The sequence below is a fragment of the Oceanobacillus jeddahensis genome (assembly GCF_000750635.1).
Classification (GTDB): Bacteria; Bacillota; Bacilli; order Bacillales; family Amphibacillaceae; genus Oceanobacillus; species Oceanobacillus jeddahense.
In genome coordinates this window covers 77,186-102,060 of the sequence record NZ_CCDM010000005.1, presented here as the reverse complement: position 1 = coordinate 102,060, position 24,875 = coordinate 77,186, and the positions used below count along the sequence as shown (strand labels likewise).

General features: G+C 37.8%; 17 protein-coding genes. 6 read left to right on the top strand and 11 right to left on the bottom strand.

From position 1 onward, the window contains the following. The first annotated feature begins 539 nt into the window (after positions 1-539). The 3 genes from BN986_RS19115 (at position 540) to BN986_RS19105 (ending at position 5,026) form a co-directional block, all read left to right on the top strand. Positions 540-1,742 (top strand): sugar diacid recognition domain-containing protein, encoded by a 1,203-nt coding sequence (locus tag BN986_RS19115; protein ID WP_081922267.1) that lies wholly within the window; start codon positions 540-542, stop codon positions 1,740-1,742. A gap of 508 nt (positions 1,743-2,250) precedes the next feature. Then, positions 2,251-3,414, top strand: a complete 1,164-nt coding sequence (locus BN986_RS19110) for an LL-diaminopimelate aminotransferase (RefSeq protein WP_040983145.1) — start codon at positions 2,251-2,253, stop codon at positions 3,412-3,414. Between the two features lie 115 nt (positions 3,415-3,529). Beyond that, positions 3,530-5,026 carry an aldehyde dehydrogenase family protein gene (locus tag BN986_RS19105; RefSeq protein ID WP_040983143.1) on the top strand — a complete coding sequence of 499 codons (1,497 nt, stop codon included), beginning with the start codon at positions 3,530-3,532 and terminating at the stop codon, positions 5,024-5,026. A gap of 966 nt (positions 5,027-5,992) precedes the next feature. On the opposite strand, the gene BN986_RS19100 is transcribed toward BN986_RS19105, so the two are convergent. The 8 genes from BN986_RS19100 to BN986_RS19065 form a co-directional block, all read right to left on the bottom strand. Continuing rightward, on the bottom strand, positions 5,993-6,751 hold the full coding sequence (locus BN986_RS19100) for an IclR family transcriptional regulator (RefSeq protein WP_040983141.1): 759 nt from the start codon (positions 6,749-6,751) through the stop codon (positions 5,993-5,995). A 211-nt stretch (positions 6,752-6,962) separates the two neighbouring features. Continuing rightward, positions 6,963-7,916, bottom strand: coding sequence for an NAD(P)-dependent oxidoreductase (locus BN986_RS19095; RefSeq protein ID WP_040983750.1), 954 nt, complete (start codon positions 7,914-7,916; stop codon positions 6,963-6,965). Between the two features lie 183 nt (positions 7,917-8,099). After that, complete coding sequence (locus tag BN986_RS19090) at positions 8,100-9,290, bottom strand: thiolase family protein (RefSeq protein ID WP_040983139.1); 1,191 nt, start codon at positions 9,288-9,290, stop codon at positions 8,100-8,102. 12 nt (positions 9,291-9,302) lie between these two features. Then, positions 9,303-10,454: an acyl-CoA dehydrogenase family protein gene (locus BN986_RS19085; protein WP_040983137.1), complete on the bottom strand. Its 1,152-nt coding sequence runs from the start codon at positions 10,452-10,454 to the stop codon at positions 9,303-9,305. A gap of 12 nt (positions 10,455-10,466) precedes the next feature. Beyond that, positions 10,467-11,249: an enoyl-CoA hydratase/isomerase family protein gene (locus BN986_RS19080; RefSeq protein ID WP_040983135.1), complete on the bottom strand. Its 783-nt coding sequence runs from the start codon at positions 11,247-11,249 to the stop codon at positions 10,467-10,469. A gap of 9 nt (positions 11,250-11,258) precedes the next feature. Next, on the bottom strand, positions 11,259-12,104 hold the full coding sequence (locus BN986_RS19075) for a 3-hydroxyacyl-CoA dehydrogenase NAD-binding domain-containing protein (protein ID WP_040983134.1): 846 nt from the start codon (positions 12,102-12,104) through the stop codon (positions 11,259-11,261). A gap of 64 nt (positions 12,105-12,168) precedes the next feature. Further along, positions 12,169-12,819, bottom strand: coding sequence for a 3-oxoacid CoA-transferase subunit B (locus BN986_RS19070; RefSeq protein WP_040983131.1), 651 nt, complete (start codon positions 12,817-12,819; stop codon positions 12,169-12,171). Continuing rightward, on the bottom strand, positions 12,794-13,489 hold the full coding sequence (locus BN986_RS19065) for a CoA transferase subunit A (RefSeq protein ID WP_040983129.1): 696 nt from the start codon (positions 13,487-13,489) through the stop codon (positions 12,794-12,796). Before BN986_RS19065 ends, BN986_RS19070 begins: the two co-directional genes overlap by 26 nt. A 1,875-nt stretch (positions 13,490-15,364) precedes the next feature. Here BN986_RS19065 and BN986_RS19060 point away from each other — a divergent pair. Beyond that, positions 15,365-16,153, top strand: a complete 789-nt coding sequence (locus BN986_RS19060; protein WP_040983127.1) for an aspartate/glutamate racemase family protein — start codon at positions 15,365-15,367, stop codon at positions 16,151-16,153. Positions 16,154-16,585: 432 nt separating this feature from the next. Further along, entirely contained in the window at positions 16,586-18,598 is a 2,013-nt protein-coding gene (locus BN986_RS19055; RefSeq protein WP_040983125.1) for an oxidoreductase, read from the top strand. A 365-nt stretch (positions 18,599-18,963) separates the two neighbouring features. Here the strand turns inward: BN986_RS19055 and BN986_RS19050 are convergent, their stop codons facing one another. From BN986_RS19050 to BN986_RS19040, 3 genes are all read right to left on the bottom strand, one after another. Then, complete coding sequence (locus BN986_RS19050; RefSeq protein ID WP_040983123.1) at positions 18,964-20,958, bottom strand: oxidoreductase; 1,995 nt, start codon at positions 20,956-20,958, stop codon at positions 18,964-18,966. Positions 20,959-20,992: 34 nt separating this feature from the next. Further along, positions 20,993-22,351, bottom strand: coding sequence for an MFS transporter (locus tag BN986_RS19045; RefSeq protein WP_052400936.1), 1,359 nt, complete (start codon positions 22,349-22,351; stop codon positions 20,993-20,995). Positions 22,352-23,216: 865 nt separating this feature from the next. After that, positions 23,217-24,170, bottom strand: coding sequence for a hydroxyacid dehydrogenase (locus tag BN986_RS19040; protein ID WP_040983121.1), 954 nt, complete (start codon positions 24,168-24,170; stop codon positions 23,217-23,219). 495 nt (positions 24,171-24,665) lie between these two features. Between BN986_RS19040 and BN986_RS27155 the strand changes: the two genes are divergently transcribed. After that, positions 24,666-24,851 (top strand): hypothetical protein, encoded by a 186-nt coding sequence (locus BN986_RS27155; RefSeq protein WP_148417173.1) that lies wholly within the window; start codon positions 24,666-24,668, stop codon positions 24,849-24,851. The last annotated feature ends 24 nt before the right edge of the window (positions 24,852-24,875 follow it).

Sequence of the window (24,875 nt, the reverse complement as noted above, 5' to 3'; positions counted from 1 at the left end):
ATCCATGAACGCACTGATAAATACACTGTGAAAGCTGCTTTAAATTTTAGTTAAAATAAACAAATGTTTTGAAATCGCTTCCAAAATATGAATTTTATTTTTTTTAGTAAATTGCCAAAAACATAAAACATGCATAAATGAGTAGACAGAGTTTACTGTAAAAAATCAACACATGATTTGATTATAAAATCCATAAGAATGAACATGTAAACTGGTTATTCCCAGACATAAAACTTCATATATATCTGTTGAGGCAGACCTGAATTTTCACATCAACTGAAAAAATGAGATTAGAACTGTGATAACTCCCCCATGAAAAGAGTTATTTATTAAATCACCGTGACGTTATTAGCCGCCTTATCTTCCACTTGGAAATGATATTTCCCTTATTTCTTGAAGGGAGAGTGATACACTCAGTTATTACACGATAAAACAATTCAAAATTACATAGATACATTTTGAATTCCGAACCTTTCGAAATTAAAATAATTCTGATAAAATGTTTGTAGTTTAATATTCTGAAGTAGAAAGGATTGACGATGATGAAAGAGTTAGTCCAATTTGCACAAACAGTTGTGAAAGCGGTTGCGAAAATATCTCCATTTGCCATCAGCTTAAGTGATAATCACGGGTATATTATTGGTTCTACTCAACTCGACCGGATTGGAACAATGCATTTCCCTTCCAGAGAAGTAATTGAAAAAAACACTTCAGTAATATTCGATAAAACAAAAATAGAAAAAATGGAAAATGTGCTGGAGGGAATTGCCTTCCCCTTACAATTTGACCATAAAACAGTTGGTGTATTAGGAGTCATTGGCCCGCCAGAACAAGTGAAACCGTATGGACTATTGGTAAAAAATTATGTTGAAATGTTGTGGCAGCAAACCTTTCGTCAGCAAATTGCCGATATGGAAGTAAAAACAAAAGAGACATTTGCCCAATATATTTTATTAAATGAAGTCGTAGAAAAACATCGGGTAGAGCATTATTGTAAGATGTTAGGTATAACCTATGGAAAAATGAACTTTTGCATCGTCATTGATATTGGGAATTCATTGTTAACCTCTGCAAAAAAACATATCTCTATAGACCATTTAAAAGAAAATCTTGTGCGCTGTACAAAAGAAGCTTATGGTGGTCCTGATGAGATGATTTGCACTTTTTTAAACACAGAGAAAATGGTAGTTATAAGGCAGGTTAATTCGAAAGAAGAATATAGAAGTATATTACAATGTTTTCACGATCAAAGTACGGAATTAATCAATTTACTCCAGATATATTCCATAAATAATCCATTGATTGCAGCCGGCAGTTTGTCATCATCCATAGAGGAGGTCAATCAATCCTATCAAGAAGCAGAAAGACTGATAAGATTTACCAAAGAAAGCGATATGCATCTTAATATTTTCACGAACTATAATTGGAATATCATCTTGGAACAATTTCCTCTTCAGATTCCCGACAGCTTCCATGAGAAAGTTACTTTTCGGATAAAACCGTTTTTAGAATATGATCGTTTTAGTGAAATGGCAGAACTCTTTATTACGTATTGCGAAAATAATATGAATATCAGTAAAACGGCAAAAGCATTATTCCTTCACAGAAACACACTAATTTACAGACTGAACAAGATTGAAGAAATGACTTCTCTCAATACCAGTAATTTTCAAGATTGTATGATTCTCTATACAGTACTCAAGAAAACCAGGCATGCTCCAAGCCTTTCGCGAATGCCTTAGTTGGGACCGGGAGACGAAACCTGCCTGTGCCAATACTTTGTTTAACGTTCTTCAATTAGAGTCCATAAAGTCCCTGTAGTGCATCCATTCTCGCCGCTCTTATCAATTGTAAAAGAAAATACTTTTTGTTTTTTACAATCTTTTGTGCAAATTATACTAGTCCGTCCATATGTTTTTATCACTCACTTTTTAAGCGTATAAGAATCTTGAAATATATATTGTCATATCTGAAATGATGCAGAACAATGAGATTCCCATTTTATTTTTAGGCATTTTAACTATATATTTTAACAATACATTACGTTATAAATGAAGACAAATAGCCAATTGACTAATTTGAAAGAGGTGATTGACTATATATATTCATAACACAGGATTACAAAACAAAATTTGCCCCCGCTAATATGTATTCAATATTTTATTGAAAGAATAATAAATTTCTGATCTCTTTGATCTGTTGACGGGATTTGTGACATAAGTTAACAGGTTAATGATAGGAGGATTATCGATGACTTTTATATCCGATAAAGTGAAAAATTTACCACCTTATTTATTTTCCGAGTTTCAGAGAAAGAAGAAACAATTGGAAGAGAATGGGGTAGATGTCATTGATCTTGGAATTGGTGCGCCGGATTTACCTACTCCAGCTTTTATATATGAAAAGCTGGCGGAGGAATCAAAAAAACCTGCTAACCACCGATATTCAACTTATAGCGGGTGCTCTGAATACAGGGAAGCAGTTGCTGACTTTTATAAAAAACACTACGGCATAGAATTGGACCCGGAGACAGAAGTCTTAGCACTAATAGGTTCTAAAGAAGGAATTGCCAACCTTATTCAAGCGGTTATTAATCCTGGAGATACAGTATTATCACCGGATCCTGGTTATCCAGTGTATGATAAAGGAATTCATCTCGCCGGCGGGAGAAATGTCCGCCTGCCATTAGACATCGAAAACGGCTATGTCCCAAGATTTGATAAGCTTGCAAAAAGCGATGTCCAAAAAGCAAAGCTGATGTTTCTTAACTATCCCAGTAATCCAACAGCAGCTACGGTAACATTAGATACTTTTATGGAAGCGGTTGCATTTTCTTTAGAAAATAATGTTATTCTTGCTCATGATGCAGCATATGACCTAATCACTTTCGATGATTATAAAGCTCCGAGTGTTCTTCAAGTTCCAAATGCAAAAGATATTGTTGTCGAATTTGGATCGTTATCTAAAAGTTTTAACATGACCGGTTGGCGGATTGGTTATGTAGTAGGAAACAGAAAAGTTATTCAGGCTTTAGCGACATTAAAAAGTAATCTGGATACAAGTCAGTTTCTTCCTATTCAAAAAGCTGCAGCTGCAGCACTGAAAAGTGACTTTGCTGCGGTAAAGAAAAATAATAGTATCTATTTAGAGCGTATGGAGAAAATGCACGCAGCTTTAAACGAAATTGGCATTTTTACTGAAAGGCCAAGAGGAACTATTTTTCTATGGGCAAAAGTTCCTTCTGAATATAGTTCCAGAAGCTTTGCTGCAAAACTTTTAGATGAGGCCGGTATTATCGTTACACCGGGCACAGCGTTTGGCCCTTCCGGAGAGGGCTTTATCCGGATCTCCTTAACCGTAAACAAAGACCGGTTAGATGAAGTCATACACCGATTAAAGCAGCTTGATTTATAGAGAAGTGTGAAGAATCATTAACTAAAGCAGGGGAAGAAACGCTAAAAAATGAATACTTAAAAGTTATTGAAACGGATTAAGAAATAGATTTAATAAATTTTAGGAGGTAGGTTACATGCCTGATGTATCTTTGAAAACGAATAAACTTGCAAACTTTATTAATGGAGAATGGATGGAAGTAGAATCTTCTAAAGCAGTAATTAACCCGGCAACAGGAGAAGAGCTAGTTCAAGTACCTTTATCCAGCGCAAAGTCTGTTGATGATGCCGCAGCAGCAGCAAAAAAAGCACAAAAAGAATGGAGGCTGGTGCCTGCACCACAACGTGCTGAAGTACTTTATCAAGTTGGTTATCTAATGAAAGAACGTAAAGAACGTCTCTCCCAATTATTGACAATGGAAAACGGCAAGGTTATTGAAGAAGCACGTGGAGAAGTACAAGAAGGAATCGATATGGCCTTTTATATGGCTGGAGAAGGGCGTAGACTATTCGGGCAAACCACGCCAGCAGAACTGCAGAATAAATTTGCAATGAGTCAGCGCACTCCGGTTGGTGTTGTTGGAATAATTACACCGTGGAACTTTCCGATCGCCATCGCTACCTGGAAGTCATTTCCTGCTATCGTAGCCGGGAATGCTGTCATCTGGAAACCTGCAACCGAAACACCGATTATGGCATTCGAACTAGCAAAAATATTTGAAGAAGCCGGTTTGCCTGAGGGAGTATTAAATGTCGTGTTTGGTGCGGGTTCTGAAATTGGCGATGCAATGGTTCACCATGATGACATCAGAGTTATCTCTTTTACAGGGTCCAATGATACCGGAAGACATATAGCCAGTGAAGGTGGAAAGCAGTTGAAAAAAGTCTCCTTGGAAATGGGCGGGAAAAACGCCGTTATCGTAATGGATGACGCAGATGTGGATTTGGCAGTGGAAGGCATTATTTGGAGTGCATTTGGAACAAGTGGACAACGCTGTACGGCATGCAGCCGCGTTATTGTACATGAAGCTGTCAAAGAAACATTGGAAGAGCGCCTGCTTGCGGAAATGGAAAAATTAACGATAGGTAATGGCCTGAACGAATCAATTAAAGTTGGTCCTATTATTAATAAAGCAGGTCTGGAAAAAATCAAAAACTATACCGAAATCGGAAAAAATGAAGGCGCCAAATTATTGGCTGGCGGTTATGAACTGACGGAGGGCGACAATGCAAATGGAAATTATTTCGCGCCTACCCTGTTTACTGACGCAACAGCTGATATGCGAATCGCTCAGGAAGAAATTTTTGGACCAGTTGTTTCATTGATTCCGGTGAAAAGCTTTGAAGAGGCGATCGAAGTAAATAATGGTGTAACTTATGGGCTATCGAGTTCCATCTTCACCAATGACGTGAATCGTGTTTTCAAAGCACAACGTGATCTGGATACAGGAATCGTTTATGTAAATGCTGGCACTACCGGTGCAGAAATTCACCTCCCATTTGGAGGAACAAAAGGCACAGGCAACGGGCATAGAGATTCGGGCGTTCAGGCTCTTGACGTATTTACTGAGTGGCGTGCCATTTATGTTGACTATAGCGGTAAACTGCAGCGTGCGCAAATTGACGTAGATTAATAGAGCAAATGCAAAGTTTTCAATATAAAAATGCTGACTCTTTTAACTTTAGAGTCAGCATTTTTATATTTTAACTCAACTTTCGCACCTTAAAAAGAAACTTTATTTCCATAGAAACAGGAGTTGGTCGTTCCTTCGATAACTCCCTTGACAAAGAATAGAAGGTGTAGTGTAAGGCACCGCTGCGGCGGACCGTTTTGCTTTCCTAGGGGCACGCTCTTCAGCTAACTTTTGCCAAGAAGAGCGCTTGGCAAAAGTGGATCTTCAGATGGTGCTGATCCCACAGGAGTCAAAACGGTCCGCCTCCGCTAGTTAGATGTTCTATACGTGGAATAGCTGAACAAATAAAAGGTATTTCAGACAGAAGAGATTTTTTGTGGTGCATGGTAAAATGTTCCGCTAAGATTTCTTTCTGTGAATGAAAGCTATTTCTGATATTAATTATCCATGCTTTTATGATTCGAACTGCTAAGCCACCCCTTTGTAATAACGGAATGATCGTGTCATCAAGCGGTAGAGATACTATTTCGTCCACCCCAACAGGATGTTATTTCTTATATTCGCTGTAGAATCCTAATTAAGCGGAGTCCAACCACGCAGAATCCTATGGGAACAGGGCGAGCTGAAGATCCACTTGAAAAGCGGGTTTCTTTTCAAGTTAGCTGAAGCCGTCCCCATGGAAAGCGGAGTGGTTGGACGGAGCGGAAGCTATGCACTATCATTCGTTCAAAAAAAGCTGATTTAACTAAAAAGCAAGCACAATAAAGAAGAACTTGATAACCCTGAAACAACAAGATATATATGCATATTCTTAGGTGCGATAGTTGAGTTTTAAGAAATAATTAAAAAGAAAGTCAGTGGACACGGCTTTGTAAAATATAATCAAACGAAACTTCACTCAGTGAGCGTTTTACGAACGGTTCTCCGTGATAAAAATACAATCCATTTGTTTATAATCTTAATTAATTAAACCGTATACCCCAACTCATCCCATATCCGTTTCGCAGTATCCTCAAGTTTATCTAAAATCACCTTTCCTTTTTCTTCAGAATAATCCAACACCGGTATGCTCACCCCCAGGGCTGCTACCATTTCCTTTTGATGATTATAGATTGGATAGGAAAATCCAACAGTGTCTTTAAAATGCTCAGAATGACTAATAGAATAACCTTTTTCTCTTATTTTTTGGATTTCTTCCTTCAACCTTTCCTTGTTATCCAGTGTATTATCTGTTAATTTAGTTAATTCAACCTCGTCAAGATATGCTTCAATCTTCTCATCTGTCATACTGGACAGTAACAGTTTTGGTGCCGATCCCGCATATAAGGGAGATCTTCTGCCAACCTTCACAACAAGGCGAACCGGCTTAGAGCTGTCAATCGTTTCCGCATATACTGCCTCGTTTCCTTCCAAAACAGTTATATGAACCAATTCGTCAACTTCTTCATTTAATTTCTTCATGTGCGGCAGGGCTACTTTATTGTATTTAAGCTGCTCACTTACGTGTTTACCAAAGGTTAGTAATTTCAGACCCATCCGATATGTAACTTCATGACTGGATTTTCTCTCTTTTACTAACAGTCCTGCTTCTTCCAAAGAAGAAGCAAGACGAAATACGGTTGTTTTAGGCATATTTGCTGTTTCGGCTAATTCATTAATTGTCATTTCCGGATTTACAGTAAAGCAGTCCAATATTTTAATTGCTTTTACTAAACTTTTACTCAATGCTGATCTCTCCAGTCATGGTCAAAATTATGATTTACTAAGTTATTATATTTATAAGGAAGAAATTCGTATTTCTTACCCGCAATTTTTCTTTTTACCATCCAAAATACTTGTGTTGAATAAGCAAGCCTATTTCGCTCTTTGACAAATAAACGTATCTTTGCTCAACACCCTGTATCCTCTTTTCCATTTACATAGTGGATTCTTTTCATTAAGAAAGCTGATCTATGTTCGCGATTGTCGGTACTTTTTCTCCTTTTATCACTTTTAACAGATTGGTTGCCACCGTCACGCTCATCTGTTGTGCCGCTTCCTGACTGATTCCGCCCACGTGGGGCGTTTTAGTAATTTTCTCCTCCATAAGAAATGGGTGATCTGCTGGTGCCGGTTCTTTCCGGAAGACATCTGTTCCAGCAGCATAGAATTGATTATTTTCCAATGCTGTTACCAGGTCTTCTTCGTTGATGACGCCCCCGCGGGCAGTATTGATTAGTACAGCATCTTTCTTCATTATATCAAAATAAGTTTTATCAATAATCCCGTCTGTATTTTCATTTAATGGAATGTGAAGACTGATTACATCACATTTTCGGAAAACTTCCTCCATATTCATTGTAAGTTCTACACCGATTGAATCCGCTATTTCTTTCCTATCTTCCGGAATTCTTCGTACATAGGCGAGTACTTCCATCTGAAAACCATTTTTCATTATTTTCGCTACTTCTTGAGAAATAGAGCCAAACCCAATAAGACCTAATTTTTTCCTGTTTAGTTCTTTTGTATATTTTCCGTCACGATAGGCGTAATTTCCTTTTTCCATTTCCTTGTTAAACTGGACAATATTTTTCATAACAGCAAGAATCAAACTGACCGCATGTTCCGCTGTAGAAATCGTATTTACTTTTGGAGCATGAAGGATAGGGATACCTTTCTTTGTTGCATATGCTACATCGATATTATCCAGTCCGACCCCCGCTCCGGAAATCGCCTTCACCCCCTCACAGGCATCGAGTATATCCTGGGTGATTCTGGCTGGTGCACGCAGGGTAATTCCATCCACTTTGTTGCTTTTCAAAAAATCAATAATTTCTTGTTCATTAAATGTTTCCAATTTAGTTATTTTTGCATTTCTTTTCAGAACTTTTTCCCCATCCTCATGATACATAGAAAGAATTTGTAGTATGTGTATCGATTCCAAGCGAACCGCACCTCCGTATCTTTATCCGTTTAAATAGTGTTTCCATTATTTTCAGTTATCCTTATCCGGGTGACGTTTATAACTCCAGCCCCGGCCAGTACCTCTATTTTATAATGAAGCACCGCAGTTGTACTGAAACTGGCAAACACTTTAATTGTCAAGGTATTCAATAATAGTCGAAATACCTTGACCACCACCAATACAAAGAGTGACTAAACCAAATTTCTCCCCTCTGTGCTCCATTTCGTGCAGCAATTTTGTCATGAGAACGGCTCCTGTAGCACCAATTGGATGCCCTAAAGCAATGGCTCCCCCGTTCACGTTAACTTTATCGATATCCATTTTTGCTTCTCTAATCACAGCCAGAGACTGTGCAGCGAATGCTTCGTTTAATTCGATGAGGCCAAGGTCAGCTATCGAAAGGTTTGCTTGTTTTAACGCTTTATAGGTTGATTCTACCGGCCCAATTCCCATAATTTCAGGAGATACTCCGCTTGTAGCCTGTGCAACAATTCTTGCTTTTGGCTTTAAGTCATATTCAACCATTTTCTCTTTATTCATCATGAGTACTACAGACGCAGCATCGTTTCTTCCACTTGAATTACCCGGTGTTACTGTGCCATTTTCTTTAAATACGGCAGGTAACGTAGCAAGCTTTTCCGGAGAAGTAAGGAACGGATGCTCATCTGTATGAAAGGTAAACGTTTTTTTGCGTTCTTTTACTTCATATGGAACGATTTCTTTTTCAAACCGTCCAGATTTAATCGCATCATCTGCTAACATTTGACTCCGCTGGGCAAATTCATCTTGTTCTTCACGGGATATATTATATTTTTCTGCTAAATTTTCAGCGGTTAACCCCATCGTTAGATTTCCGTATTTCTCCATTGGCTGTGAGCATGGCTGGCTTTCAGTGTTTGGATCCAGCAAGACCCCATTTCCTGCCCGATAGCCGAATCGGGCATTTCGTAAATAGTATGGAGCTGTACTCATACTCTCTGCTCCACCTGCAATAACTACGTCTGACAAACCAAGTTTGATCTGCATGTCTGCATTATTAATTGCCTGCAGTCCGGACCCGCACTGACGGTGTACTGTATATCCACTAACATCTGTTGGCAAATCCGCACGCAAGGCAGCTAGACGTGCCAGGTTAGAGGTGTCAGCACTCTGTTTTGCCTGACCAAGAATTACTTCATCTGCTTTAATACCTGATCCATGTCGCTCAATCAATTCACGAATCACTTTTTCAGCCAGATAATCCACTGTGACATCCTTCAATGTCCCGCCCATTTTTCCAACGGCTGTTCTTACCGATCCAATAATATATGATTCATTCAAACTATATCACTCCTATTTTTTCATTTCGCGCTTTAATTCGTTTGCAATAATATTTTTCTGAATTTCAGATGTTCCTTCATAGATTTTTGTAATACGTGCATCACGAAAATAGCGTTCAATCGGATAATCCCTCATATAGCCAATACCGCCGTGAATTTGCACAGCAAGATCTGCAACTTTGTTGTATACTTCCGATCCGTATAATTTGGCAATAGCTGCATCTTTGACTACCCGCTGTTTCTGATCGGTCATCCATGCCACTTTATAGGTTAACGCTTCCAGTGCTGCGATTTCTTTGCTGATTTCAGCCAGCATATGCTGAATCGCCTGCATTTCAATAATTGGCTGTCCAAATTGCTCGCGCTCCTGAGCATAATCCAGACAATGCTCTAATAAACGTTTACTGGATCCAAGATTTCGGGCTGCCAAACCTGCCCGGCCATTAGCAAGAATTTTCAAGGCATTCACATAGCCGCGTCCTTCTTCACCCAGCACGTTTTCTGCAGGCACTTCCATATCTTCAAAGAAAAGTTCTGCTGAATGAGAACCGCGCAGACCCATTTTTTCTTCCACATTCCCAAGGATGAAACCAGGAAAATCTTTTTCAACGATGAAAGATGTAATCCCTTTGGCTCCTTTGGAAGGATCGGTTACTGCCATTACTGTGAAAACATGCCCATCTACCGCGTTGGTAATATAATGTTTGGAACCATTAATGATGTATTTATCGCCTTTTTTCTTAGCCGTTGTCTTCATATTTGCAGCATTTGAACCGGCGCTCGGCTCAGTAAGCGCAAAGGAGCCAATCCATTCCCCTGTGGCTAATTTAGGAAGATATTTTTTCTTTTGCTGTTCATTTCCAAGTTCCACAATACCAACAGAACCAATTCCGGTATGCGCACCAATCAATGTGGTATAGCCATTATGTGTTTTTCCAAGTTCTTCGTAAATCGCACATTTTCCCACCATATCCAGACCAAGTCCGCCGTATTCTTCCGGGATTCCTAAGCTGAACAGTCCCATTTCTTTAGATTGCTCCACAATTTTTTCCGGGATTTCGTTTTTCTCCTCAATTTCCATAGCAACCGGTTCTACTTCTTCCTTAACAAACTTTCTAACATTTTGTCTTAGAAATTCGATATCCTCTGAGAAGTTAAAATCCATTATGATATCCCCTTATCTGTTTTTAAATTCTGGCTGTCTTTTTTCAAGGAAAGCCAGTGTTCCTTCATGCTTATCTTCTGTGCCAAATGCTACAGCCTGGGAAAGTTTCTCCATCCACATGGCTGTATCTTGATCAATGTCATAGCCTTTATGCACAGCATGCTTGGCAAGCATTGCTGCCACAGGTCCTTTTTTCAATACTTTTTCAGCTACTTCCAATATTTTTTCTTGCAGTTCTTCCTCTTCCACAAAATAAGATGTGAGACCGATTCGTTCAGCTTCTTCCCCATCAATTATTTTTCCGGTTAATATCATGTCTAGTGCCCTGCCTTTTCCAACCATACGTGAAAGGCGCTGGGTACCTCCTGCTGCCGGAACAATCCCTAGACTTAATTCAGGCAGACCAAATTTTGCCTTTTTCGTTGCCAGTCGAATATCACAGGACATTGCAAGTTCGCACCCTCCACCCAAAGCAAAGCCGCGAACCGCTGCAATCGTTACTTTTGAACAATTTTCTATTTTGTTATATATCCCTTGCATACCTGGCACGAGTGCTTCGAGCGATTTTCTTTCATTTAGCTGACGGATATCCGCACCCGCTGCAAATGATTTTTCACCAGCCCCCTGAATAACAATCACTTTGACATCTTTATTCGCTTCTGCATCCGTGATCGCCTTTTCGATTTCATTCAGCATATTGGCATCGAGTGCATTTCGAGCTTCCGGACGGTTAAGCGTCAGCCAAAAAATTCCCTGACCAATTTCTGTTTTCACACTTTTATTATGATTACTCATTTTTACCTCCTAGTTATACTCATAAAAGCCACTGCCAGTTTTTTTACCTAAGCGGCCTGCTTTTACATATTTAATCAAGAGCGGACATGGACGATATTTTTCTCCCAGTGTTTTATATAAGTACTCCATATTTCTTAATCGCGTATCGAGCCCCACAAGATCAGCAAGTTCTAATGGGCCCATGGGATGGTTTAGCCCAAGCTTCATAGCATTATCAATATCTTTTGCCGATGCAACTCCTTCCATCAATAGATTCATAGCTTCGTTTCCAATTAGACAATTCATACGTGAAGTAACAAACCCTGGGAATTCATTCACTTCCACTGTTGTTTTATTCATTTTTTCAGCTGTGTCGTGGATGAATTTCACTGTTTCATCAGAAGTCTCCAGTCCACGGATCACTTCAATCAGCTTCATTTTATGCACAGGATTGAAGAAATGCATGGCTACCACCTTATCCGGTCTGGATGTCTGCGTGCCAATTTCCGTCGGGCTCATGGTAGATGTATTTGTTGCCAGCACGGTTTCCGGTGGACAAATTTCATCCAACTGTTTGAATATATCAATCTTCAAATCCATTTTTTCCAATACTGCTTCGATGACAAGACCAGAACCTTCTACCGCCTTTTTCAATTCTGCTTCATATACTAGATTATGTTTTGCACTTTGATAGACTTCCTTTTTTAAAAAGCCTTTTTCAAAACTGCCATCAAGTAATGTATTAATATCATCTTTTGCCTTGGTTAAAATATCTTCATTTAAATCATTGACATACACTTCATATCCGCTAATAGCAAAAGCGTATGCAATCCCCTTGCCCATAACACCGGATCCTACTATGGTTACTCTATTCATGTACTCACCTTCTCTTCATTCATGATAGGTTGCTTTGACAACGACACAGAACAAAAATTTCTTCCTACTTTATCGCTGTATTTTTATAAGTAAAATCTGCGCCTGTTATTTCTTTTAATTCATCAATACTTAAGCCTGACAATTGTTCCACAAGGTAAGGACCATTCTCTGTAAATTTAAAAACGGCGTGCTCTGTGACAAGCATATCTGCTCTTCCGTTACCACTGCTTGGGAATGTCAATTTGCTAACAAATTTCGGTTTTCCATCTTTTGCTGTGTGACTGGAAGCTATAATAATTTTTTTTGCACCAGCAACCAAATCCATTGCTCCGCCCACCCCTAAAATATCCTTGCCCGGTATAGCCCAATTCGCAATCTCTCCATATTGATCTATTTGAAGCGCTCCCATTACAGCGATATCTATATGGCCGCCACGAATCATTACAAATGAATCTGAGCTATCAAATAATGCTGCGCCTTCAGCCATTGTAATTGGTTTCTTGCTTGCGCTTATTAAATCCATGTTAATGTTCTCTTCATCCGGGGTCGGCCCCATCCCCAACAGTCCGTTCTCCGAATGTAAATCTACTTTTTTATCACCCAGATAATCCGGAATCAACGTTGGGATACCAACCCCAAGATTAATCGAGGCACCATCCGGCAATTCCTTTGCGATTCGCTTTGCAATGTTAATTCGATCTAGTTGGGACAACATATTTCCCTCCTATCTTTTCGTATTCATTCATCACAAGATAATCAACATACACATGTGGTGTCGTAATTTCGAGAGGATCGAGTTCGCCGATATCAACAATTTCATCCACTTCAGCAATCACAATTTTTCCTGCTGTAGCCATGACTGGATTAAAGTTTCTGCCGGTGTGGTCATAGATTAAATTTCCTTTTGTATCCGCTTTCAAAGCTTTGATTAAAGATACGTCCCCTTTTATTGCCCTTTCCAGGATGTAGGTTTCCCCATCAAAAATCTTTTCCTCTTTTCCCTCAGCAATTTGTGTTCCAGCAGCAGTTTTCGTATAAAACCCGGCAATCCCCGCACCGCCACATCGAATTCTTTCTGCCAGCGTTCCCTGTGGAACTAATTCAATCTCCAGGTTTCCCCTGGACCACTCATTAACCGCATCTCGATTAGATGTAAAATAAGAGCCCATTGCTTTTTTCAGACAGCCTGTGTGCAATAAGATTCCCAGTCCTTTATCTTTCTCCCCAAGGTTATTACTGACAACTGTTAAATCTCTTTTTCCCAGATTAGCCAATTCGTCAATCAGGGTGAATGGCGTTCCCGATAGGCCAAACCCGCCAACAAGTAAAGTATCTCCGTCATTTATAAGTGCAGATAATTCTGTCTTTCCAATCACCTTACTCATTCATTTCCCTCCTCCTTTTTAGATTTACAAATGCACTCTGTGATACTTTGAAGCTATGAGCCTTGTGGTAAAAATCTTCTTGTTTGTAAAATAAAAATAATCATTATGTCATTCCATTTTACGGAATAGTCATTCTATTTTTGTTATTTAATATTGTATTTAAGAGCTTATGAAAAGTCAATAATTTTTTAAATATTTATTTTTTTCAATCGAAATAATATAATTGATCCAAGAATCTAGATTGAAAAAGGAGATGTTTAAGATAGGAATATGAAATGAAAAAGTTATACAGCCGAATTTAAAGCACAGGTTGAAAACTTGTGTGCAGAATCCGGAAATTTAACCACGCAATTATTGTGGCTCAAGCATCTATAATAACTAAAAAACACATGGAATTGGTGGAATAGAATAATGCAGACCTATCTATCTCGGAACAGGCTAATTTGCTCGGAATCAATTGTTCCAGCCTTTACTATAAGTCTATGTTGTCAACCGAAAAATTTGCCGTGAAACACCGAATTGATTAGATTTATACCCAATGTTCATTCTGCGATTCACACAGAATCACCAAACTATTAAACCAAGAAGGAGTGAACACTAATGTCCCTCTTCTTCTCCGATTCTTGTAAATAATAAACTAAATGTTCCGTATAATTAATAAATGTGAAATCATTCTAAAGCAGAATATTTGGTAAACTATAATGATTTTTTTATGCAACGCTAGTATATCGACATACATATCATACTATTCTTCTTTTTCAAAAATGATTTCAAATTCATATTCAGCAAGTTTTGTAACCGCCGTCAAATGATTTTGGGCATATTACACAAGTCTAATAAATAGCACTAAATCATACCTTAACATTAGATTTCACATGAATTATGGGCTTTTTTCTTCGTTAAGCAAAAAATCACTACTATTTTTTGTGCAATTCAACTGTAGACTTCATCATATATCTGAATTAAGATAAAACAAATATTTAGACAGGGTATACGATATACATGCAGTTATAACTAAAAAAGTCACAGATCCTATTGTTGCGACATATTAACTTTCCGTAAAAAAATAAATTTCAGATGCTAGAAAGAATACAGGTGATGAAAGTAGGCGATACCAGTTGTTAAAACTAGAACAATAAAACGAAACTTCATTCAGTGGGAGTTTTTCGACGCACAACTCTTTACGATGGGGCGAGTAATCGCAGCCCCAGTCCCAAATGTTTCCGGTGGGACGAGTAACCGCAGTCCCAGGACGTCGCGAACTTAGTCTGCTTCCTTCATTCTCCCACTGAATTAGCCTTAGTGATTCAGGGAGGTAGCGCACGTTATCTCCCGCCTAAATTAATTTATTTTCGCTCTTTATTTTGTGGCGGGAGTTTTACGGGCGGTTCTCCGTGATAAATTGTCTTAAGCAGTTATCCCTTTAAATATAGAGTACTGACGTTGAGAAATGGTTTATTATAGATCCTTTTAAAAATGGGTTCCCAAAAAAAGTGATCCAGCAGAAGGTATTTTCGCGCAAAGGAACATCAATTATTTATAGTATTGGTTAACAGATTCCCATTTTTTAACAGGTAGGAATCATCAGCAGCAGGCAGGTATTTACAATCATAATACAGAGGATCAGAATGCAATTTTTGCTTACTTCTAAAATGAATGGATATTTTTTTATGGCAGTTTAGTTTGGCGGCAATGGAATGCAGCTGACAGTTAGAAAGGGAATATCTGAACTGATACGTATAAAGTGTTACGAAACGGTAATTTTGAGTCCTCTCCGTTTTAACGTTTTGCTGAAAGAAAACTGATTATCAAAGGAGCTATTATGTCAACATATATTTCTAGATTTAAATAATTTCTATAAAAGGAGGATCATTGATGAGGAATACAAAAGAGAATATAGAATATGGGTTTATTGATAATTCCACTAATTCTTCCATCATTACTCAAAAAAAAGGACAATATATCTCGGGATATTCAGTTGGCATCTTATACATTGATAATTGCTGGTATCCAGTAATACCTGGAAATGTTGCAAATTTAAGTACTTATGATTTTCCAGTCAGACTAAAAAAAGTGAAAAATTCGCAAACCATGAAGATTCTTAATGGAGATCCTGAAATGCTTGATAATGTTATTAAAGCAGCTAAGGAGCTGGAAGAAGAAGGGGCTCGTGCCATCTCCTCAGCATGTGGATTTTTTGGAAATTATCAAAAAGAGGTAGCCGACTCGGTAAATATACCAGTTTACCTATCAAGTATTACACAAATACCTATGATTTTTACAGGCTTAAAATCAAATAACAAGATAGGTATTTTGACAGCTTATGAAAAAGGTATGACCTCTAAGCTATTTAAAAATTGTGGTGTCAACGATTCTGATAGATGTGTTATACATGATATGAGTGAATATCCAGAGTTCTCAGTGATTATTAAGAACAAAGGGAGCTTTGATAATGAGAAAGTAAAACAAGAAGTTATCGATGCGGCGACGATGATGATAAATAACAATCCAGATATAGGAGCAATTTTACTAGAATGTAGTGATTTGCCGCCTTATGCTTCGGATATACAAAGAAATGTTGGGCTACCAGTATATGATTTTATTAGCTTGATTAATTGGGTACATCTTGCCACATCTCAAAAACCCTATCATGGTTTTGTATAGTTTGACATAAAAAGAAACTTCATTCAGTGGGAGTTTTCGCCCTTCTCCCACTGAATTAGCCTAAGTGATTCAGGGAGTTAGCGCCCGTTATCTCCCGCCTGAATAAATTTATTTTCGCTCTTTATTTTGAGGCGGGAGTTTTACGGGCGATTCTCCGTGATAAAAGTTGAATGGGATGAAATTTATTTATATAAATAGATTTTTGATATGATATATTGTTCAACATTTATCAAACAATTATAGGTTAAGAAAATTTTGATAGCGGTTATATCAAAAGGAGATGGTTAATTCTATTGATGTGAGATGCATTTAGTACATGGATTTTGCAAAAAGGTATCATGTAATCTTATGAAATAATTGTTGGATAAGATTAGAATTATTTGATTATACGATTTTCTTGTTTATATTAATTTTAAGATGGAGGTTTTGTAAATGATTGGTAACGAAATATCAGAAAAGAAATTCAGTCATATTCTTGCACCTTTAAAGATTGGACCGGAAATTATAAGAAATAGAATTTTGGTATCAGCCCATCAACCAGTTCTTGCAGAAAACGGGTTACCTACAGATGAGTATATTCAATATCATCAAAACATAGCCTCTGGAGGAGCAGGATTACAAATCACAGGTGCACAGTCAGTACACCCAACCGGAATGAATGAATATAATTGTCTAGTCAATCATGATAAATCAATAATCCCAGGATATCAAAAGTTGGCAAATGCAGTACATGAAAAAGGGGGAAAGATTTTAGCACAATTGACACACTTTGGAGCTACTGGATGGACTGGAGTATTAGATGAACCAGCATGGGCTCCATCGCCTGTAGCTTCAGAAATAATGAGGGTGACCCCTCATGAGATGACATTCTCAGAAATTCAAGAAGTAGTTGAATCCTTTGGGGAAGCAGCTAAAAGAGCAAAAGATGGTGGGCTTGATGGAGTTGAAATAACTGGGGCTCATGGTATGCTAATCTCCTCTTTTCTCTCAGGCTTTGCAAATCATAGAAAAGATGAGTATGGTGGAAATCTAGAAAATCGTATGCGATTTCTACTTGAGGTAATTGATTCCGTCTATAATCATGTTGGCGATACCTTTATTATTGGTATTCGTTTTTCTGCCGATGAAAAAGTTGAGGGTGGTATAAATATTTTAGAAGCTAAAGAAATAGCTAAGAGATTAGAATCAACAAATAAAGTTGACTATCTCAATGTTATTTCAGGAACAAATTTAGATTACTTTCAAAGATGGGAACATTGGCCTGCGACGCCAGCTCCTCATGGCCTTTTCGCAAATTTGGCCAGAGAAATCAAAAATGTAGTAAATATACCAGTTTTTGCAGTAGGTCGTGTAACAGACCCATCGTTAGCTGAAAAAATTATTGCAGAAGGATATGCAGATATGGTCGCTATGACTAGAGGTCATATAGCTGATCCCGAGATTGTAAAAAAAATTCAAGAAAACAGAACTGAAGATATCAGGCCTTGCGTTGGAGCTAATTACTGTATTAAACAAATTCTTCAAAGCAAACCTGTTCGATGCCTTTATAACCCTGAAGCGGGTCGTTCTAAAAAGCTGGGACCAATTTCACCTGTTAAAAACAAGAAAAAGGTAATAATTGTAGGAGGAGGTCCTGCAGGTTTGGAAGCTGCAAGGGTCGCTGCAACACGTGGCCATAAAGTGGAGATCTATGAAAAAGATAAACAACTTGGAGGACAACTAAGACTTTGGGGAGACACTCCTACAATGAATGAACTGCAAAAATCTTTAAGATGGTTCGAAAGCCAAATAGACAAATTAGATATAAACTTAAACTTAAACACCGAAATCTCTAAAGAAGAGCTCCTGGACTTAGATGCTGACGAAATAATTTTAGCAACTGGTGCAAATCCCCTTAAAATAGGATCGGAACCTTGGCTACCATCGTTAGAAATATATGAAAGTCCTATAGTAAAATTAGTTACACCTCATCAAATACTAGACGGAAAAATTACTAACATTAACAAGGCAGTGATTTGGGATCAGGCAGGAGGAGAGGCAGGAAGCCAAACAGCAATCAGCGCAGCTGAATATCTGATTAACGAAAATATTAAAGTAGAAATTGTTTCACCTTTTTTTACTATTGCCGAAGATATCCACCCAACATTAAGAACACCATTATATAAACGATTGTTGTCATCGGGGGCAATATTAAAGCCTAACAGTGAGTTAAAGTCTATTAATAAGGATGAATTGGTGATCCAAAATATATATTCAAATGAAAAAGAGACTATTAAAAAAGTTGACGTACTTGTACCCTGGCTAGGAAATAAATCAGATGATAAACTTTATAAAGAGCTTGTTGAGGATGGATTTAACAATGTTCATATCTTAGGAGATGCCGTTGCACCCCGGACAGTTGAATCGGCTACAAATGAAGGAGCGAAATTAGCTCGGGAACTATAAAAAATAAATAACATTTTACATCTAGAGTTGGTTTATAATATAAAGAACTATATAGTTAAAAAACATAAATTTACAAAAAGAGACGACGCAATGAATGTCGTCTCTTTTTGTAGAAAACTCCTGGAAACATGGAAAATGTAAGCAGAGTTTTAAGTATCTTTATCAAACTAACCCCAAATGAGCTCAACCTCCTTCGCATTCATGAGAATCTTCTTTGGTAAACAATTCCCAAAAAGGATTACCTTTTTTAGAAGTAATTAAGAACTTTTTAAATAGGATTTATAAATTAAAAATAAATTGCCCCAATGTAAATCAACATTGGAGCAATACATTAAATACATAGTTTAATTGCTGAACATTATTTATTATAAAACATTCCCCACACGGACTCCTTCAGAAACTGCATCACTTAATCGTCTAGGTGAAACAGCATCTCCAATAAGTTGAACTTCCATTTTCGGCGCATTGGAACTAAGCTCCTCATACAGTTTATTATCACCCAATTCATAACCTACTAAGACAATAATCTCTTTTTCTTCCAAAGTCCGCTCATCTCCGGACCAAATGTCCTGCAGAAAAAAGCGGTCTCCCTCTTGACTAGAAAGGTATTGATTAGGTGAGAGCTTTATATTATTTTTAGCTAAAAGTCGGTACATTTCAGCTTTTTGCATTTCATCAAGATCTTCACAAACAGACCAAATAGGCGTGGCAAGTTCAACCTTGAGAGCTCCTTCTTTTGCTGCGAAATTTGCTATGCTTCCTCCTCTGTATTTACCCTCCCGATCATAGATTAATACTTTACTATCAGAACCTACATTGATTTTTCGATTTAAAAGATCTATATCTGTAACAAAACGTGCATCTTCCTCATTTACTTCTTGTGGAAGTATGGGTGTTGATCCAATAGCAAGGACAACGGCATCTGGATGGAATTCCAATATACTGTCTATAGTTCCTTTTGTGTTAGTGTGCACTTCAACATTTAACCTTTCCAGTTCCTTTTTAAGCCATTCAATATGTCTGCCATAGTGCGGACGTTCCTTAGCAATCGAAGCAGTTGACACCTTGCCTCCAAGACTTCCTTTACGTTCCAAAACAACTACATTGTGCCCGCGTATTGCAGCCACTCGTGCCGCTTCCATCCCCGACGGACCACCACCTACAACAACTACTTGACGTTTCTTTTTTGCAGGCTCGAAATCATCTAGCGAATCATCTGCTATAGCAGGATTGACTGTACAAATCATCGACATCCCACTGTAAACTCTGCCGATACAGCCCTCATTACAAGCTATACACGGTCTGATTTTAGATAGTTCTCCCTTTTGTGCAAGATTTGGCATATCTGGATCAGCTATGATAGCTCTTGTCATACCTACAAGATCACAGTCTTCAGCTACTAAAGCAGCTTCCGACTGATGTGGATCTAGATTACGCCCAGCAGCTATAATAGGTACCGAAAGTTGTTCTTTCATTCTTTTAGCTAAGTGGTTGAATACGCCACGTTTGAAAGTATCTCCAGGCACTACAGCAGCTTGAGCTCGGTATGTTGCACCTGTACCACCGCTAATATTGAATAGATCTATACAGTCTAATGAATCTAGCTTTTTAGCAATTTCAAGCATATCTGTTTCATCAAGACCTAAGTCTTTTGTATGGAGATCACCCGCCATTCTAAATCCAATGATAAAATTACTTGAAACAGCTTCTCTTACTGCTTTCACTACTTCAACAGTAAAGCGCATACGTCCTTCAAAACCCCCACCGTAACGATCAGTACGGTTATTGATTTTGGGACTCCAAAATTGTTCGATTAGATGTCCGCCAAAGGATGTGATTTCAATACCGTCCCATCCACACCTTTCTAACCGTACTGCTGAATCTGCAAAAGCTCTAACTATTGGTGGTATTTCTTCCGTTCGCATCACATGCGGTATCTCTCGATGAACTCCCTCTGGAACAGCAGATGGTGCATGCACTGGGCGTCCATCAACAACAGATGTACCTCGCCGTCCCATATGAGTAGCTTGGGACATAATTAATGCTCCTTGTGCATGTACTCGATCTGCAAGATCCTTTAAGTAGGGTTCGTTTTCAGGATTCCACAGGCTCACAGAACCATATGAAGCAGATGATTCCTTATATACGCTTGCAGACCCAAAAGTCATAATTAACCCAGCTCCACCTTTCGCTTTTCGTTCATGATAACGAACATGCTTCTCATTTAATACACCATCATCAAAACCTACAGCATGAGCAGTAGACACTATACGATTCTTCACCTCTCTACTTCCTATTTTTAGTGGGCTATACAAATTTTTAAAACTTGTTTTGCTACCAACATTTTTCTCTTTATACATTAAAACAACCTCCAAATCTTAAGTTTATAATTATTTAAAGAGTTTTTTTATTTAATATTTCACTGTCCTTTTCAGTCTTCACTCTACTAGACTCTTCAAGAGTGAGATGTAACGTTTCTGGGGCCATTAACAAAGAAACAATAAACCCGATAAAACAGGTTATACCCGCAATGATCATTGTAGGTCCTACACCTATACCACTCATTGAAATTGGAAGTAAGAACGTACCTACTGCTGCTCCAACTCTACTCATAGCTGTACCAAAACCTACTGCGGTTGCTCGAACTTCAGTTGGAAAAAGTTCATTAGGATAAACATATTGAAGTACACTTGATCCCCCATTGAATATAGCAAAAACAGCGAATAGTGAGACAATAATGATTAATGGTGCTGTAGGGTTTAATCCAAGAGCTACTAACACTATACCTGTTATCAGAAATGGCCAAATAAGAATGTGTCTTCTCCCTATTTTATTTATCATAAACACTGCAATTATAGTCCCGATCAGGAAAAAAATGCTGGTTACGACGGATCCAAGTGTTGCAGCATCTTCACTTACTCCAAACGCAAACAAAACTGTCGGAGCAAATGTCATTATGGCAAAAGTGGGAATAACTTGCATCATCCAAAACAAACTCATAAATATTGTTCGTTTTCCATACCCTTTCTTAAAAATCCCCCAAAATGATGTTTTAGGCGGGTCACTAGGGATGTCTCCAATATCAGCCTCTTCCCCAAAAGCTTTTCGTAAATTTTCACGCGCTTCTTCTATTCGTCCCTTACTAACCAGCCATTTAGGTGACTCAGGAGTACCTGCTCTAAGTAGAAGTACAATAACTGAAGGAACCGCACTACTTGCCAAAATCCACCGCCAACTATTTTCACCAAGACCCATTAGCAGGTACCCTACTATATAAGCAGTAACAGCACCCAACCACCAACCAAGAACTAAGAATGATAACATGAAACCACGATGTTTTCGTGGTGTAAACTCAGCCAAAAGGGAAGTCGCTATAGGATAATCGGCTCCAACTGCAACGCCAAGAATAAACCTTAAAATGAGAAGCTGCCATCCTTCTCCTACGAAAAACTGGAGGACAGATGCTACTACGAAAACAAGTAAGTCTATCACATACATAGTCTTACGACCTATTAGATCAGTGATATACCCAAAAACTAGGCCGCCAAAGAAAATGCCAACTAATGCTGAAGTCCCTATTAACCCCACCATTAAAGAAGAAAGACCTAGTTGAGGAATCATCATGACGAGAGCTATTCCAATAACACTTAGAATATAACCATCACAAAATGGACCACCAGCTGTATAAATGGTTATCTTCCAGTGAAATTTATTAAGAGGTAAATCCTCAATTGATACCTTTCTAGTACTCATATGAAAACCTCCTAGCATTTTATAAACCTTTCCCTTGCCTCGTTACTAAATTTATTATTAAATTGAATTTATAATTTGATGTAAATCATTGTTTCCATTTAAACTATTGTCAAATATTTAGAAAACGCTTACAAAAATATTAATAATTATATCTATAATTTTAGAACATTTTAAACACCCCATTTTAATTCATACTATTGTTGAAAATATTAAATATATACTACACACTAATTATTAATACACACAATGTTCATAATAGACAAAATTTTTATGAAAAAATTAGATATTTATTAAATATTCATAAAAATGAAGAGTATTGTAATATGAGAATTATTACTGGGTATGGGTTAGGAGTGAATTTGAAAATTAGTGCAAATTGCACAAGAATTCACTTAAATGAATGAATTTCGTAATTCGAAACTTTTAGCGGAGAAAACTTTAGAGTATCTTAACAATGTTATGTATCCTAATTTTTATAAATCATCCATAAAATTCTTTCAATTAATAAAGGAAAAGTATGATCATAATTAGAATGTCCACTTGTTAAATTAGCATTTGTAGGAAATGTTTTCTGACTTCCCTATCCTTGGTCAAACCTATGGGGGAAATAGTAAATGCCAGAAATATAAATTAAATTAACTAGAGAACGATGCTGTAAAGATGTGTCTTACCCCAGCAAAAAACAGTTTTCTCAGTAAACTTAACCCTATTAAATCTTGGTTTAATAGGGTTTTTTAGAGTGATCTTGATTATAGTTTATATTTGTCCGATCCCTGTACGTATAAGAATAAATTTGAAACAATAAAAAATAGCTCAACCCTATTTTTGACAAACTGCTTTTTCTCACACGAAGTTAGCACATGAATTAATTCACCCTACAAAGTGAGTGACCACCCTTCAACACTCTGTCAATTTCCTCTGCGATTAACATAGCTGTCCGGGATTGCGCCTCTATTGTTAATCCGGCAATATGCGGAGATAGACGGATAGATTTTACCAGCGCAAGCGGAGAATCTTTTTCTATTGGTTCCTTTTCAAGTACATCCAGATAGGCACCTGCTATTTGATTGGCTTCAACAGCGTTTACAAGGTCTTGTTCATGTATAATGCCCCCTCTTGCGGTATTAATCAGATAGGCATGTTGTTTCATTAAAGAGAAATTTTTCCGGTTAATCAGATGTTTTGTTGATTTCGTTAATGGTACATGCATAGAAATAAAATCGGATTCTTTTAAAAGGTCTTCCAACTTATTTACTTGACGGATCCCTGTTTCTTGTACTACATGATCGAACGGTGCCACAAACGGATCAAAGCCTATCACATTCATGCCAAATGCTTTTGCCCTTTTTGCGACACGATGAGCAATTTCGCCCATACCGACAAGACCAAGTGTACGGTTTCCTAGTTCATTTCCTGTGAAAAATTTACGATTCCAATTTCCTTGACGGACATCAGCATCTGCTTCAGACAATGAACGAGAAGCATCAAGCATCGCTGCCATCACATATTCGGCAACAGAGGTCGCATTTGCATTTCTGGCAGAGATGACTGGAATATTTCGCTCTTTCGCACCTTGTAAATCGATATTATCCAACCCAACACCAAGACGTCCAATAGCCTGTGTTTTTTTAGCGGTCTCAAGAAATTCCTTATCCACCTTTGTTTCATTACGTACGATAAGTGCATCATATTCAGGTAGTAAGATAAGCAATTCCTCTCTTTTCCTGCTTAGTTCCATATCATAATCCACGGAATATCCTCTCTTTTTAAGTTCTTCAATCCCATCTCCCCACATTAGTTCCGTTACCAATATTTTCATTTAACGTTCTCTCCTTTTTATCGCAGTATCAGAGACTCAACTGGTTCAACTAACATTAATACGCTTGACAAGTTCAATAAATCTTCTCATAGCCAACAGAACATTTACATCTATAAAAGTAACCAAATTATGTTATATACTTGAATAAAATTCTTGTGCAAAATAGCCAGCCATAAAACAAAACTTCACTCAGCGGGCGTTTTACGGAAGGTTCTCCGTGATAAATCCCCCCGCCAATTATAGTAAATTACCTTAATGTCCTCTTTTTCTACAACAGGAAAATAACGCTAGGTACACCATATTTATTTGTTTTATCTCATGCTCTTTCCAACAGTTTTTTCAGGACCCAGACTCTTCGTACTCACTTTCTCACCGCCTTGTTACACTTATTTATATTATAATTAACTCAACTTTCGCACCTTAAAAAGAAACTTCATTTCTATAGAAATAGGAGTTGGTCGTTCCTTCGATAACTCCCTTGACAAAGAATAGAAGGTGGAGTGTAAAATACCGCTGCGGCGGACCATTTTACTTTCCGACGTACAGGACGTACTAGGGCTGCGATTACTCGCCCCATCGAAAACATTTGTACGTCGGAAAGCGGAGTGGTTGGCCGGAGCGGAGCTATGCACTATCATTCGTTCAAAAAAAGCTGATTTAACTAAAAAGCAAGCACAATAAAGAAGAACTTGATAATCCTAAAAC

Coding starts and splice junctions, on each gene's coding strand:
- BN986_RS19095 (WP_040983750.1), bottom strand. CDS start 7,916: ATGTATCATGAGGATGGGGAAAAAGTTCTGAAAAGAAATGCAAAAATA.
- BN986_RS19050 (WP_040983123.1), bottom strand. CDS start 20,958: ATGTATAAAGAGAAAAATGTTGGTAGCAAAACAAGTTTTAAAAATTTG.
- BN986_RS19110 (WP_040983145.1), top strand. CDS start 2,251: ATGACTTTTATATCCGATAAAGTGAAAAATTTACCACCTTATTTATTT.
- BN986_RS19080 (WP_040983135.1), bottom strand. CDS start 11,249: ATGAGTAATCATAATAAAAGTGTGAAAACAGAAATTGGTCAGGGAATT.
- BN986_RS19115 (WP_081922267.1), top strand. CDS start 540: ATGATGAAAGAGTTAGTCCAATTTGCACAAACAGTTGTGAAAGCGGTT.
- BN986_RS19085 (WP_040983137.1), bottom strand. CDS start 10,454: ATGGATTTTAACTTCTCAGAGGATATCGAATTTCTAAGACAAAATGTT.
- BN986_RS19055 (WP_040983125.1), top strand. CDS start 16,586: ATGATTGGTAACGAAATATCAGAAAAGAAATTCAGTCATATTCTTGCA.
- BN986_RS19075 (WP_040983134.1), bottom strand. CDS start 12,104: ATGAATAGAGTAACCATAGTAGGATCCGGTGTTATGGGCAAGGGGATT.
- BN986_RS19070 (WP_040983131.1), bottom strand. CDS start 12,819: ATGTTGTCCCAACTAGATCGAATTAACATTGCAAAGCGAATCGCAAAG.
- BN986_RS19045 (WP_052400936.1), bottom strand. CDS start 22,351: ATGAGTACTAGAAAGGTATCAATTGAGGATTTACCTCTTAATAAATTT.
- BN986_RS19105 (WP_040983143.1), top strand. CDS start 3,530: ATGCCTGATGTATCTTTGAAAACGAATAAACTTGCAAACTTTATTAAT.
- BN986_RS19060 (WP_040983127.1), top strand. CDS start 15,365: ATGAGGAATACAAAAGAGAATATAGAATATGGGTTTATTGATAATTCC.
- BN986_RS19040 (WP_040983121.1), bottom strand. CDS start 24,170: ATGAAAATATTGGTAACGGAACTAATGTGGGGAGATGGGATTGAAGAA.
- BN986_RS19065 (WP_040983129.1), bottom strand. CDS start 13,489: ATGAGTAAGGTGATTGGAAAGACAGAATTATCTGCACTTATAAATGAC.